The organism is Kribbella alba, from assembly GCF_039529635.1.
GTDB classification, from domain to species: Bacteria; Actinomycetota; Actinomycetes; order Propionibacteriales; family Kribbellaceae; genus Kribbella; species Kribbella alba.
The window spans coordinates 29,471-43,227 of record NZ_BAAANE010000015.1; the positions used below are offsets into that span (position 1 = coordinate 29,471).

Annotated in this window: 13 protein-coding genes; 8 read left to right on the forward strand and 5 right to left on the reverse strand. The window is 67.4% G+C overall.

Features of this window, described 5'->3' with window-relative positions; translation table 11 throughout:
* The first annotated feature begins 141 nt into the window (after positions 1-141).
* Positions 142-525, forward strand: coding sequence for a YciI family protein (locus ABD210_RS30805; RefSeq protein ID WP_344116346.1), 384 nt, complete (start codon positions 142-144; stop codon positions 523-525).
* 169 nt (positions 526-694) lie between these two features.
* Here ABD210_RS30805 and ABD210_RS30810 read toward each other — a convergent pair whose 3' ends face one another.
* Positions 695-1,684 (reverse strand): N-acetylglucosamine kinase, encoded by a 990-nt coding sequence (locus ABD210_RS30810; protein ID WP_344116348.1) that lies wholly within the window; start codon positions 1,682-1,684, stop codon positions 695-697.
* A 257-nt stretch (positions 1,685-1,941) separates the two neighbouring features.
* Here ABD210_RS30810 and ABD210_RS30815 point away from each other — a divergent pair, with 257 nt between their 5' ends.
* Genes ABD210_RS30815 through ABD210_RS30830 form a run of 4 tightly spaced genes read left to right on the forward strand, consistent with a single transcriptional unit; the run spans position 1,942 to position 6,063 of the window.
* Entirely contained in the window at positions 1,942-2,739 is a 798-nt protein-coding gene (locus ABD210_RS30815) for a sugar isomerase domain-containing protein (protein ID WP_344116350.1), read from the forward strand.
* A 23-nt stretch (positions 2,740-2,762) separates the two neighbouring features.
* Positions 2,763-4,178 (forward strand): N-acetylglucosamine/diacetylchitobiose ABC transporter substrate-binding protein, encoded by a 1,416-nt coding sequence (gene ngcE / locus ABD210_RS30820; protein WP_344116352.1) that lies wholly within the window; start codon positions 2,763-2,765, stop codon positions 4,176-4,178.
* Between the two features lie 2 nt (positions 4,179-4,180).
* A complete protein-coding gene (locus tag ABD210_RS30825; protein ID WP_344116354.1) occupies positions 4,181-5,176 on the forward strand; it encodes a carbohydrate ABC transporter permease in 996 nt (331 codons plus the stop codon).
* A complete protein-coding gene (locus ABD210_RS30830; RefSeq protein ID WP_344116356.1) occupies positions 5,173-6,063 on the forward strand; it encodes a carbohydrate ABC transporter permease in 891 nt (296 codons plus the stop codon). The genes ABD210_RS30825 and ABD210_RS30830 overlap by 4 nt, the downstream gene beginning before the upstream one ends.
* A gap of 83 nt (positions 6,064-6,146) precedes the next feature.
* On the opposite strand, the gene ABD210_RS30835 is transcribed toward ABD210_RS30830, so the two are convergent.
* A complete protein-coding gene (locus ABD210_RS30835; RefSeq protein ID WP_344116358.1) occupies positions 6,147-8,018 on the reverse strand; it encodes a copper resistance CopC/CopD family protein in 1,872 nt (623 codons plus the stop codon).
* A 144-nt stretch (positions 8,019-8,162) separates the two neighbouring features.
* Complete coding sequence (locus tag ABD210_RS30840) at positions 8,163-8,540, reverse strand: hypothetical protein (protein WP_344116360.1); 378 nt, start codon at positions 8,538-8,540, stop codon at positions 8,163-8,165.
* A gap of 99 nt (positions 8,541-8,639) precedes the next feature.
* On the opposite strand from ABD210_RS30840, the gene trpS reads away from it, so the two are divergent.
* Genes trpS through ABD210_RS30855 form a run of 3 tightly spaced genes read left to right on the forward strand, consistent with a single transcriptional unit; the run spans position 8,640 to position 11,519 of the window.
* Positions 8,640-9,740, forward strand: a complete 1,101-nt coding sequence (trpS, locus tag ABD210_RS30845) for a tryptophan--tRNA ligase (RefSeq protein ID WP_344116362.1) — start codon at positions 8,640-8,642, stop codon at positions 9,738-9,740.
* A gap of 8 nt (positions 9,741-9,748) precedes the next feature.
* Positions 9,749-10,261 (forward strand): 2'-5' RNA ligase family protein, encoded by a 513-nt coding sequence (locus tag ABD210_RS30850; protein ID WP_344116364.1) that lies wholly within the window; start codon positions 9,749-9,751, stop codon positions 10,259-10,261.
* A 49-nt stretch (positions 10,262-10,310) separates the two neighbouring features.
* Positions 10,311-11,519, forward strand: coding sequence for a YihY/virulence factor BrkB family protein (locus ABD210_RS30855; RefSeq protein WP_344116366.1), 1,209 nt, complete (start codon positions 10,311-10,313; stop codon positions 11,517-11,519).
* Between the two features lie 58 nt (positions 11,520-11,577).
* On the opposite strand, the gene ABD210_RS30860 is transcribed toward ABD210_RS30855, so the two are convergent.
* Both ABD210_RS30860 and ABD210_RS30865 read right to left on the reverse strand, forming a co-directional pair.
* Positions 11,578-12,726 carry a D-alanyl-D-alanine carboxypeptidase family protein gene (locus ABD210_RS30860; RefSeq protein ID WP_344116368.1) on the reverse strand — a complete coding sequence of 383 codons (1,149 nt, stop codon included), beginning with the start codon at positions 12,724-12,726 and terminating at the stop codon, positions 11,578-11,580.
* A 56-nt stretch (positions 12,727-12,782) separates the two neighbouring features.
* Positions 12,783-13,724, reverse strand: coding sequence for a zinc metalloprotease (locus ABD210_RS30865; RefSeq protein ID WP_344116370.1), 942 nt, complete (start codon positions 13,722-13,724; stop codon positions 12,783-12,785).
* Between the last annotated feature and the right edge of the window lie 33 nt (positions 13,725-13,757).

Consider the following 13,757-nt stretch of genomic DNA (forward strand, 5'->3'; position numbering starts at 1 on the left):
GTTATTCACCTTAGGGTCGGCACCGCTGAAAACCGGTACGTCGGACCCGGCCTGCACCGGTCGACATTCCGGAATGTCGAGAACCCGCGGGTCCCTCCGACCTCTGCTGCGAAGATCGAATCCAGACGGAAAGGAACCGCCGTGAAGTACCTGATGTTGATCCACAGCAACCCGATCACCTGGGCACACCCCTCCTTCCTGCACACCAAGGAGGGGCTCGCGCTGTCGCAGCGGGAGCGTGACGAACTCTCCGCGCAACTGGAGAAGCTGTTCACCGAGCTGACCGAGTCGGGTGAACTCGTCGTGGCCGAACCGCTCGCCGCACCGATCGACACCAAGGTGGTCCGGGTTCGCAAGGGCGTCCGCGCCACCACGGACGGCCCGTACTCCGAGGCCAAGGAACAGCTCGCGGGCGTGTTCATCGTCGACGTCGCCACGCCCGAGCGAGCCGAGGAGATCGCCGCCCGGATCCCGGAGGCCCAGTACGCCGGCGTGGAGCTGCGCCCGATCGCGACCATGGACTGACCCCCCGCGCCCCGGGCCGAGCCGCCAGGTCGGGGCACTACCCGGCTCGACCAGCCGGAGCCGGCGAGACTTCCCGGACCGACCCGCCCGTGGCCCTGTACAAGTCACGCAGTACTGCTTGTACTACGGGACTTGTATGGGACACGGCGCGGGCGCCGCACCAAGCCTTCTAGCTGACGAGGCGGGCGTGGTTGGAGCGGGTGGCCAGGGCCGGGTCGAGGACGCCGAGCGCGAGCCACGTCGCTCCACCCACACCGTCGCGGGCAGTCAGCACTTCCCCGTTGAAGTGTTCGTGGATTGTTTGCCGCAGCAAGCGGCCGACCGGCGATGATTCACCGGCAACACTGCCGGCGAGGACGAACGGGCCCATGTCCGACGTTGTCCGAAGGCGGCTGACCGTCTCTGTGAGCAGTTCGGCTGCGCGTTTCACCAAGGCGTGAGCCGTCTTGTCGTTCTGCTCGTAGGCCGCGACCACCGTGCGGGCGAGCTCGGCCAGCAGCACGGGTGGACGGGAGTTCACGGTGCGAACCAGGTCGTCACGGAGCCGGTTGTAGCCTTCACGCTCCGCATTTGCCTGCTCATCGCGGTTCGGCAGCACCGCTTTCACCACGGCCTCGCCGAGTGCGCCGATCGGTTCGCCGAGATCGAGAGCGCGCAACAGACTGCGCAACGCCTCACGACCGAGCCAGAACCCCGAGCCGTCGTCGCCGAGCAGCCAGCCGTGACCGTCGGCGGTCCGGACCAGCCGGTGGTCGCGGACCAGGCCGGCCGCGCTGCCGGTGCCCGCGATCAGCACGGTGCCGTCAGGCTCCGGTGTACCGGACGCGAAGGCGACCTCGAGATCACCGATGAAGTCCGGTTCGACGATCAGGCCCGCCCCGTTCCAGACGGCGTCGAACTCGGCCCGGACGCCCGGGTTCGACAGCGCCGAGCCGCCGGCCGCACCGATCACCGCAGTGCGCACCAGGGCCGGGTCCAGGTCGCCCAGCGCCTGGTGAATAGCCTGTCCGAAGTTGGCCGCGGCGCTCGCGGGGTGGCTGGTGGGGTTTCCGCCTGCCGCGGCCCCCCGCCCCACTACGTTGCCGTCATGGTCAGCGATCACGATCCGGGTGGAGGTGCCGCCGAGGTCGCCGCCCAGAACCAGTGCGGTGGCTGGCATCAGGACCACTGGATCCCGTGGTTCCGGAACCGGGCGTTCGAGCGACATAGGCGATGCTCCAAACTGCTCAAAATAGACTACTTATGAACAAAAACAAGCAAGGTCACGCAACGGTCCCGATCTGGAGGGAAGAGTGAGATGAGCCTTGACTTTAGCTGCCAGGTGAGAAAAGTTCTGTCCAGCAAACCGCAAACTTGCGCACTTGTCGGCACCAGGTGTGTCGCGGCGAACACATTAGTCGAGGGGTGGGGCCTCTGATGGCCAGCACGGAAGACGGCGGAACGATCGTCGACGGGGGCAGCCCGGGCGTGAGTGCGCAGTCCTTTGTTCAAACGCTGACGCCGATCATGGCGGCGGTGACCGAGCAGATCGACGGCCCGATCCAGCAGGCGGCCGACCTGATGACCGCGTCGCTGCGCAAGAACGGCGTCATCCAGGCCTTCGGCTCCGGGCACTCCGAGGCGCTGGCGATGGAGATCGCCGGCCGCGCGGGCGGCCTGATCGCGACGAACCGGATCGCGCTGCGCGACCTGGTGCTGCTCGGCGGCGAATCACCCGAGCTGCTCCGCGGTGGCGAGCTCGAGCGCGACCCGTCGTACTCGCGCAAGCTCTACGAACTGTCGGCCGCCCGCCCCGGCGACCTGTTCGTGATCGCCTCGAACTCCGGCGTGAACGGCTCGATCGTCGAGCTCGCCACGGTGGTGAAGGAACAAGGCCACCCGCTGATCGCGATCACCTCGCTGCAGCACACCAGTGGGGTGACCTCGCGGCACCCGTCCGGCAAGAAACTGATCGACTTCGCCGACGTGGTGCTCGACAACCATGCGCCGTACGGCGATTCTGTGCTCGACCTGCCCGACGGCGGCAAGGTCTGCGCAGTGTCGTCCATCACTGCTGCGCTGATCGCGCAGATGATGGTGGCCGAGGTACTGCGCCGGTTCACCGAGGCCGGCGAGACCCCGCCGGTCTACCTGTCCGCGAACATCCCCGGCGGCGACGACCACAACCATGCCCTTGAAGCCCAGTACGCCGGCCGGATCCGTCGTACTGCTTGAAACACTCTCGGAAGGCGGGACCAATGAGTACTCCCAACAACCTGTCGCGGCGGCTGTTCCTGCAGCGCGCGGCGGTCGGCACCCTGCTGGCCACCGGCGGCAGCACGCTCCTGGCAGCCTGCGCCAGTAGCGGCAGCGACAACAGCGGTTCCACCGGTGGCGGCAACAAGACGGCGGACAACCCGTTCGGCATGGCGGACAAGGCGACCGTCGACTCGGTGATCTTCAACGGCGGCTACGGCTACGACTACGTGTCGTTCGCGGCCAACATCGCGCAGCAGAAGTTCGCGGGCTCGACGTTCAAGGTTGCGCCGTCCACCCAGATCGCCCAGCAGCTGCAGCCGCGCTTCGTCGGCGGCAACCCGCCGGACCTGATCGACAACTCCGGCGCGAACCAGATCGGCTTCAACACGATCCTGGACCAGCTGGCGACGCTGGACGACGTCTTCGAGGCCAACAACTACGAGGGCACGAAGATCGCCGACACCCTGTACCCCGGCGCCAAGCTTCCCGGTACCTTCGACGGCAAGTTCGTCGCGATGAACTACGTGCTCACGCTCTACGGCCTGTGGTACTCCGAGAGCCTGTTCAAGGAGAACGGCTGGGAGCCGCCGAAGACGTACGACGCGCTGCTCGACCTCGGCGCCAAGGCCAAGGCCAAGGGCAAGTACCTGTTCGTCTGGGGCAAGGAAGCCGCGACGTACTACCACACCCTGGCCGTCGACTCCGCGATCAAGGAGGGTGGCGACGACGTCCGGCTGTCGCTGGAGAACCTCGAGGCGGACTGCTGGTCGAAGCCGCAGATCCAGGGCGTCTTCAAGGCCATGGAGACCATGGTCAAGAACGGCTACTTCGTGCCCGGCGGCGCCGGCACCCAGTTCACCGCCGCGCAGGCGAAGTGGAGCAACGACCAGCAGGCCATCCTCTACCCCTCGGGCTCGTGGATCGAGAACGAGATGAAGAAGGCCACCAAGAGCGGGTTCCAGATGAAGGGCATCCCCGAGCCCACGCTCACCGACGCCCCGAAGCTGCCGTACGCGGCGCTGCGCAGCGCGGCCGGTGAGCCGTTCATCGTCCCGGCCAAGGGCAAGAACGTTGCCGGCGGCAAGGAGCTCCTGCGGGCCATGCTGTCCAAGGAGGCGGCGACCAACTTCGCCAAGACGCGGCTGGCGCCGACGATCGTCAAGGGTCTTGTTCCCGCCGACGGTTTCGGTTCGACCGCGCTGCAGTCGCAGACCGCGATGCTGGACGCCGCGGGCACGGACATCTTCGACTACCAGTTCGTCGGCCTTTACGGCATGAACACCGACAACCTCGTGGTCTGGAACTCGTTCCTGTCCGGCAAGCTCGACGCGGCGGGCCTGACGAAGGGCCTGCAGCAGATCACTGACAAGGTGCGGAACGACAGCTCCGTCAAGAAGATCCCGGTCACCAAGTGACCATGACGCCAGATGTCGTGCCGGGCGGCGGACCCAAGCGGTCCGCCGCCCGGCGGCGCCGGCCGCTGACCTTCGACCGCGCCAGCTTCATGGTCGTGTTCCTCGGCCTGCCGCTGGCGGTGTTCGTGATCTTCGTGGTCTCGCCGTTCGTGCAGGCGCTGTGGTTCTCGATGACCGACTGGTCGGGTTTCAGCTCGAAGATGAACTTCGTCGGCTTCGACAACTACGTCAAGCTGTTCCACGACGACATCTTCCTGAAGTCCGTGCGCAACAACGTCGAACTGGCGATCGTCGTGCCGATCGTGACGATCGTGCTGGCGCTCACCCTGGCCACGCTGGTCACGATCGGCGGCTCGGGGACCGGGACCGTTCGCGGCCTGCGCAACTCCGGCTTCTACCGGATCGTCTCGTTCTTCCCGTACGTGATCCCCGCGATCGTGATCGGCCTGATCTGGGCCCAGGTGTTCACGCCGAGCTCGGGCGTGCTGGACGCGCTGCTGTCGAAGATCGGGCTGCACCAGTTCGAGAACTACGCCTGGCTCGGTGACGCCCGGACCGCGATGCCGGCCTCGATGTTCGTGATGATCTGGGGCTTCGTCGGCTTCTACATGGTGCTGTTCATCGCCGCCATCCGTGGGATCGACCCCGAGGTGTTCGAGGCGGCCCGGATCGACGGTGCCGGCCGGTTCCGGACGGCGGTGTTCCTGACCCTGCCGCTCATCCGCGACAACGTGCAGACGGCGTACATCTATCTGGGCATCGCTGCCCTCGACGCCTTCGTCTACATGCAGGCGCTGAACCCCGGCGGTGGCCCGCAGAACTCGACCCTCGTCATGCCCCAGCAACTGTTCACCACGGCCTTCGCCAAGGGGCAGTTCGGTTACTCGACGGCGATGGGTGTGATCCTGGCCGCAGTGACGATGCTGTTCGCGCTCGCGGTCTTCGTGGTGAACGCCCTGACCGGCGGACGTGTGCGGAAGGTGAAGGAACGCCGATGACAACAACCACCGCCGACCGGGCCGTCGTGGCCGGGTCCCGCGCGCCGGACAAGCGGGCCCGGGAGGGCAAGGGCGTCGCCACGACCGCGCACATCGCGCTGATCCTGTGGTCGCTGCTGGTGATCCTGCCGCTGGTGTGGACGGTGCTGTCCTCGTTCAAGTCGACGCAGGAGGTGCTGGGCAACCCACTGGCGCTGCCGGGCAAGCTGCGGTTCAGCAACTACGCCACCGCCTGGACGACAGCCGGCATCGGTCGCTACTTCGCGAACACGGTGATCGTCGTGGCCTCCGCGCTGGTCCTGGTGATGATCCTGGGGGCCATGTGCGCGTACGTGCTGGCCAGGTTCTCGTTCCCCGGCAACCGGCTGATCTACTACTCCATGCTGGCCGGGCTGACTTTCCCGGTCTTCCTGGCGATCGTGCCGCTGTTCTTCGTGCTGAAGAATTTCTCGCTGCTCAACACCCTTCCAGGGCTGATCATCACGTACGTCGCGTTCGCGCTGCCATTCACCGTCTTCTTCCTGCACAGCTTCTTCAAGGCGCTGCCGGGCGAGATCTACGAGGCGGCGCAGATCGATGGGGCAGGTGAGTGGCGCACGTTCTTCTCGGTGATGTTGCCGATGGCGCGGCCGGGGATGGCGTCGGTCGCCATCTTCAACTTCCTGGGGCTGTGGAACCAGTTCCTGCTACCCGTTGCCCTGAACACCGACTCGAACAACTACGTGCTCTCGCAGGGCATGGCCTCGTTCGCATCGCAAGCCGGTTATGCGGTGGACTTCGGCGCCCTGTTCGCGGCCGTGGTGATCACTGTGGCGCCGGTTCTGGTCGTCTACATCATCTTCCAGCGTCAGCTGCAGGTCTCCGTTACCGCCGGAGGCGTGAAGTAGCCAAGACCTGTCCGTACTACGCGCTGCGGGCGCCCGGCAGTAGTCGCCCGTACTACGGGCGCGCTGCCGGGCGACCGGGCGATTCAGGAGCGCGTGCCCGCATCCTCGAGTTCGCGGACTTCGGCCCGCATGACTGGGCCAATCCCGGGGTGCCGTCTGCGGCGATTGGCGAGCGCGACTCCGATCGCCAGGGCCAAGGCAGCCGTCAATGCGGCCGCAGCACTGGTCCAGGGCGCCAGCGGGGTGTTGGAGACGACAACGGGACGCGCTGCCAGCCCGCTCGGCACTACCCACGTTCCGGTGACCGTCGCGGGCCCGGGATGGCTGCGGACGGCTACGATCCGCAGCGGCAGGGCACCGGTGGCTTCGACATCCACCGCGGCCTGCCACTGCCCATTGCCTTGGGCAACGACCGGTGCGCGCCGGAGCGTGATCCCGGTGCTCGTCCCCAGGTCGGCGGAGACCGCGGTGACCGGTGCCGGGACGGGGCGCCGACTGCTGACCACCTCGACTACCAGCAGGCTGCGCCCGGGCTGGTTGGGCCGAAGCGCCACCGTGATCAGCAGGTCGTCAACTTCGTACGTGGTCCGCGTCGGCGCTGTCGCGCTCCTGGCGAACTGCGGACCACGCGCCGGCGGCGTCGCTGTCAGCACGACCGCGAGGAGCAGTACGCCGACACCCAGCAGCGGGCCGATCACCTGGCCGCGAGCCGTCGGGGCCACTGGTTCTCGGGCCGGCTGCCTGGTCAGCCAGGGGTGTAGCCGCCGGGCGTGCCGTAGACCGAGAGCAAGCACCACGGCCACCAGTACTGATTTGACCAGCAGAGCCCTGCCGTAGGTGGTGCCGAGTGCGGCATCCAGGGTGGCCACCTGACGTCCTGCCAGCAGGAGCCCGGTCACAGCCAGGACGGCCACGCAGCCGGCGGTCAGCGGCCCGAATGCCTTCCAGACGCGGAACGCGTCTGCGCGTTGCTCACGAAGCTGGCTGGTCAGAAGAGCGAGGAGACCGAGTCCGCCGATCCAGGTCAGAGCCGCGGCTTGGTGGGCCGAGAGGACCAGCAGCGACACCGGACCTCCCTGAGCATGGCTGCTGGCGGAGCGCAGCACGATGTCGCAGACGAGCAGAACCACCAGCAACGTCGTACCGACTGGTCCGGGTCGCGACCCGCGGGCACGCCTGACCAGGAGCACGAGCACACCCATGAGGGCCAGCTCGCGAAGAGTCCATCGCGTCAGCTGACCCGAGCCGGTGAGAACTGCGAGACCTGATTCGGAGTTGCTGGCTTCGGACCACTGTCTCGCGCTGCGCATGACCGAGGTGACCGCCGACAGAAACCCGAACGCGACGACCAGTCCGAGCACGGTCGCCACCACTGGTTCCGGCAGAGACGGCTTTGAGCGACGGGTCAGCAGGATGGCCAGGAACGCCCAGCCACAGAGGGCCGCAGTACCGGCGATGTCCATCCAGCCGAGGACGACGTCGGCGGCGGCTGCCGCTGGTCCGGTGACCGATCGGGCCGGTTCTCCGGTGGAGGTCGCCGCCAGACCCACGCCGAAGACGAGCGTGCCCTGCAACCTGTGCAGGTCGTACTTCGACACGACACTCCAGCGCAGCTCGTACACCGAGCGCGGCAAGGCCGGGAATCCGGACACCACCAAGTGGATCCCGCGGTCCTCGATCCGGGTTTCGCCGACCGGGACGGCCTTGCCCTCACGGTCGAACAAGGCGACCTCGATACCAGCCGCCGTCGGAGGCTCGGAGAACCAAAGGTCGATCTGAGTCGGGGCCGCCTGCACCGTCTGCCCGTCGGACGGCGTGGACCGCAGCAGCACCGGATGAGCCTGCGCGACTCCGCCTGCAGACAGCCAGACAGCAGCGGTGACGACCGACAGCAGGACCGCGCGCACGCACCATTTCCGGCGGTCAGCCCGCCGTCCCATGACGATAGTGGACACGGTCGCCCCCCTCGGACCTCGACGGTGATATCCCAGACCGTCCACCGCATCGGTGTGCCGAGGGCCATAAATGACGAGGCTGTCATCTGATTGTCAGAACCAGCCCGCGATAGGTACAGAAGTGGGGGTGAGGTCCCGCACAGATCAAGGCACGCGGCGGTGGAGGTCTTCCCATACCTCCATGGCGTCCTTCTTCGGCCTCGGACCTCCATTGATCGCTTTGTTGCGCCTGTCCTCGACAACCATCACCACGGCGAAAGCGATCGCGAGAACCACGCAGAGCGAACCGAGGAACCAGTAGGGCGCAACACTGCCTGAAGGTGCCCAGCTCAGGGTGCCGGCCACGGTGACCGGTGTGCCGTCGACCAGCAAGCCGATCGTCCAGTTCTTGATCAGATGAGGCCTGCTGGGGTCCTGAGCGACAACGGCTGGACGATCGTTGCTCATCCAGTGGATGCGGTGGTCGTGGTACCGGTAGCTGTTCGAGGCTGAGATCTGCTGCCAAAGACCATGATGTTCCACCCAGTCACGATCGGGCCAGTCACCATAGTTGCGACCCTCTGTCGGCCGAAGGGCCGCCCGGCTGTGGATCCGGCCGGGGACGCTGGCAGAATCGGGCCCATGTCAGCAGCCGTCCCCGACGACACCCCGGTGCCTGTGACCGGATCCGAGCGTCGCCCGCGCGTCCTGTCCGGGATCCAGCCGACCGCCGATTCCTTCCATTTCGGCAACTACCTCGGCGCGGTCCGCCAGTGGGTGGCGCTGCAGGAGGACCACGACGCGTTCTACTGCGTGGTGGACCTGCACGCGATCACGGTCGAGTACGACCCGAAGGTACTGCGGGCCCGCACCCGCCGGTCCGTCGCTCAGTTGCTGGCGGCCGGGATCGACCCGGAGCGGTCGACGTTGTTCGTCCAGTCGCAGGTGCCCGAGCACGCCCAGCTGGCCTGGGTGCTCGGCTGCATCACCGGGTTCGGCGAGGCCAGCCGGATGACGCAGTTCAAGGACAAGTCGGCCAAGGGCGGCGCGGACCGGGCCACCGTCGGCCTGTTCACGTACCCCATCCTGCAGGCGGCGGACATCCTGATCTATCAGGCGGACCGCGTGCCGGTGGGCGAGGACCAGCGCCAGCACCTGGAGCTGACCCGCGACCTGGCGCAGCGGTTCAACCACCGCTTCGGCAAGACCTTCCGGTCGCCCGAGCCGTACATCGTCAAGGAGACGGCGAAGATCGCCGACCTGCAGGACCCGACCGCGAAGATGAGCAAGTCGGCCTCGTCGCCGGCCGGCATCATCGAACTGCTGGACGACCCGAAGGTGAGCGCGAAGAAGATCCGCTCCGCCGTGACGGACTCCGGCCGCGACGTGTTGTTCGACCCGGAGAACAAGGCCGGCGTGTCGAACCTGCTGACCATCTACACGGCCCTGACCGGCCGCAAGCTCAGCGAGCTCGAGGACGAGTACGCCGGCCGCGGCTACGGCGATTTCAAGAAGGACCTGGCCGAGGTGGTGGTCGACTTCGTCACCCCGTTCCGGGAGAAGACGCTGGCCTTCCTCGACGATCCCGCCCAGCTCGACGCGATCCTGGCCGCGGGGGCCGAACGCGCTCGCGCGGTGACGGCGCCGACGCTCGAGCGGGTCTACGACCGACTCGGTTTCGTGCCCGCCTCAGGGTCCGTCTCAGGGCCCGTCTCAGGGCCCATCTCAGGGCCGGACCGGTAGGCGCCCGGATGGCGATCATCGGTGTCGCAATCCCGATCGCGGAACCCTACGGCTCGGAACTGCAGAAATACCGGGCCGAGTTCGGCGATCCGATGGCCTCGTCGATCCCGACCCACGTGACCCTGCTGCCGCCGACCGAGGTGGCCGACGCCGATCTGGCCGCGGTCGACGATCACATGCTCGAGGTGGCGGCGCGGTTCCCGAGCTTCCGGATCAGGCTGCGCGGTACTGCGACCTTCCGGCCGATCTCGCCGGTCGTGTTCGTGCCGTTGGCGGAGGGGATCTCGTCATGTGAGGTTCTCCAGTCACAGGTCCGGTCCGGGCCGCTCGCGGTCGACCTCCGGTTCCCGTACCACCCGCACGTGACCGTGGCGCACGACCTGGACAAGGACGCGCTGGATCGCGCGTACGACGCGTTGTCGGAGTACGACTGTGCCTTCGATGTGGCCGAGTTCAGCCGCTACGAGCACGGCGCCGACGGCGTGTGGCGCCCACAGCGTTCCTTCCCGCTGGCAGGCTAGCCTCCTCACTCGCCAGGGTAGGCCTGGTCACTCGGGGTACAGGGGACGCATGGGGATCAAGGATCGGGCCAAGGCGGTCTGGGCGCGCATCAGCCGGACGCAGCTCTGGCGGGCCTGGAAACGGTTCGGTGCCCAGCGCGGGAACCGGTTGGCGGCGGCAACGAGCTTCTACGCCTTCCTGTCCATGTTCCCGCTGATCGTGCTGGCGGCGGCCGTTACCGGCAAGCTGCTGAACGAGAAGGCCGTCGAGGACCTCAAGCAAGCGCTGAAGACGAACCTGCCCGGGATCGGCGACCAGATCGACCTCGATGCCCTGATCAATCACGCCGGCGCGATCGGCCTGGTCTCGGGCGTCTCGCTGCTGCTCACCGGCCTTGGCTGGATCGACTGCCTGCGGGCCTCGATCCGCTCGATGCACGAGTTGGACGATGAGCCCGGCAACGCGATCAAACTGAAGCTCGAGGACCTCGGTGCCCTGATCGGACTGGGCCTGATCGGGCTGATCGCGACCGGCGCCTCGTCGATCCTGACCGGCCTGTCCGACCGCATCGTCAAGGCGATCGGCCTCGACGGCACCTGGCTGGCCAGTTGGGGTCTGACCCTGATCAGCATCATCGTCGGCATCGGGGCGGGCGCGGTGCTCTTCCTCTACCTGCAGACCGCGCTGCCACGGATCATCCTGCCGCGCAAGGTCGCGCTGATCGCGGCACTGGCCGGCGGGATCCTCTTCTATATCGCCCAGCAACTCGGGAACACCTACGTCAAGTCCGTGATCGGCAACAACGCAGCCTACGGCGCACTCGCCCTGCCGCTCGCCTTGCTGGTCTGGATCTACCTGATGACCAGGGTGATCATGCTGATCGCCGCCTGGGCCAAGGAAGCCACTCTCGACTACCGCTGGCACACCGGCGAGGCTGAGGAAGCCGCCCGCGCAGCAATGCCCTTCAAGACCCCCTCGTACGCCGCTCGCCCGGCTGGGCCTGGTTCCTCGAACGGCTCGGCTGCGCCGGCCAACGGCTCGACTGCCACAGCGGCCAGGAGCTCAGCTGCCTCGCCCAACGGCGCAGCGGCTATGGGTTCAGCGGCTATCGGCTCGGACGGCCTGATCCCGGGTCCGCCCGGCAAGAAGTACAAGGTCATTCCGATCCCGGCTCGCAAGGCCGACACGGTCGCGGTCGCGGCAGGTGCCGTCCTCGGCGCCACAGCCACCGCCATCGCAGTACAACTGTCCCGCGCCGCCCGCTCCTTCCGCCGCTAGCCCCAGCCCGCGCGCCCGCCGTACAGGCCGTCGGTGTTACAGGCCGCCGGCGCATGGATCAGTGGCGGCGGCCTCGGAGGCGGCGGGCGTGGATACGGAGGGCGCGGGGCCGGCGGAGGAAGAGGCCCAGGAGCAGGATGGGTGGTGCCGCGTAGAACCAGACCGGGATTCGGAGCGCCAGGGCCTGGACTGCTTGCCCTGGCGCCAGAACTGTCCTGCTGCGCCTCGGCAGCTGAGTACCAGCTGCGGCCTTGTTCGCAGCATTAGGCTCGCTAGCTGTCTTGGGCCCAGCTGCAGCCGGCTTGACCAGCGCACCGACGGGGGACAAGGCGGAGTAGTTCTTGAAGGTCCAGTCGAGCAGGTGCGAGGCGTCCTCGGTGATGCCGTGCGGGGCGTTCATCAGCGTGACCACCAGCGTGTGGCCGTCACGCCTGGCGGCTCCCACGAACGTGTTGCGGGCCAGCGTCGTGTAGCCCGTCTTCACCCCGAGCGCGCCCGCGTAGTTGAACAGCAACTTGTTCTGGTTGGCCACCTGGTACGTGCCGGTCTTCGCCAGCGGGAAGTTCGTGTACTTGGTCGACGCGTACTTCGCGAAGTCTTCCCGGCGGAGCCCTGACTGTGCGAACAGTGCCAGGTCGTACGCACTGGAGTACTGCCCGTCGGCATCGAGGCCGGTCGGATCGGTGACGTGCGTGTCGAGCGCACCGATCTCCGCGGCCTTCTGGTTCATCCGCTGAACGGTCGCCGGTACGCCGCCCTGGTCATGCGCGGCCAGCGCGTGCACGGCATCGTTGCCGGACGCCAGGAACATCCCCTGGAACAAGAGGTCGACCGAGTAGCGCAGGCCGGGATAAACGCCGACCTTGCTGCCGATGATGCCGGCGTCCTGGCCAGTGCCGATCACCTGGTCCGTCTTGTTGAGCCGGGGCAGCAGGACCAGCGCGGTGAGGGTCTTGAGCGTGCTGGCCGGGCGGAGCTTGGCGTGCGGGGCCTTGGCCGCCAGAACCGAACCCGTGTCCAGGTCCGCGACGACGAAGGCAGACGCCTGCACAGCCGGCGGTGTCGCTCCGTCAGCGACCACCGTCGGCTCCGTCGTCAGCAGCGCACCGCCGACCGGGCTCTGGGAGCCCTGGCCGGCGGCGGTCGCCGCAAGAGGACCTGCCACCACCATCAAGGCGGTAGCGCAGGCCGTCAGGAGGACACGCATCGGCGGCACTCTAGACGGCCTCCAGTCCACGAGTCACGCGGACCTCGGTCCACGAGTCATGCGCGGTAGGCAGTCCAGGCGTTGCTGATGCGGGTGCTCTGGCCGGGGGTGAACTGGTTGTAGCAGGAGTCGTAGGAGTAGTCCATGTAGTTGTGGATCGGGTCCACGCCCGGCAGCGAGCAGGAGTTCCGGCCGGTCGGGCAGCCGCTGCTGGCGCTGCTCTGGGCCGGGGTGTCGGCGACCGAGTCGTTCGTGCTCGTGCAGCCGCCCTGGAACGTGTGGTAGAGCCCGAACCAGTGGCCGGCCTCGTGCGACGCGGTCTTGCCGAGGTTGAAGTTCGTGGCCGAACCGCCCGGCAGCGAGGTGTACTGCACCCGGATGCCGTCGATAGACGGGTTGCTCGCGTAGTCCCACGGGAACGTCGCGATGCCGAGGTAGGCGAAGTCGACCAGCCAGATGTTCAGCGCGTTCTTGCCACCCTTGCGGGTCTGCGCGCGGTACGTGGTGCTCTGGCCGTCCGTGTGCCAGGTGTCGTTGTTGTACCGGTAGGTGCCGGCCAGATAGAAGCTGAAGCCGGTGTTCGCCGCGGCCGACGACTCGCCTCCGGCGAAGTCCTGGTTCAGCTCCGCGATCTGCTGCGAGATCTGCGTGGCGGTCACATCGCCGGCGCCCGAACTGCTGCGCATCACGTTGATGTAGACCGGCACACTCGCACCGGCGAGCTTGCCGGCCGCCGGAGCAAGACCGCGTGCTTGCTTGGCCGCGACCAGCTGCGCGGTCTTGGCGTCGATCGCCTTCTGCTCGGCCACACTCAGCTCGCGAGTATCGGCACCATGGCCGCCGCGGGCGGACGGCCCCTCCTTCGGGGTGAAGCACGGGTTGCTCAGCTGATCCACGGGCAACTTGGCCGTGGCCTGACCGCCGAGCGGGCTGAAAGCGAGCGCCGTACCGGCCAGCAGCACAGCCAGGACGCGGGGACGGGTGATGAGAGATCGCATGGATGCGCTCCTCTTGATCATTGGCCGCTGGGC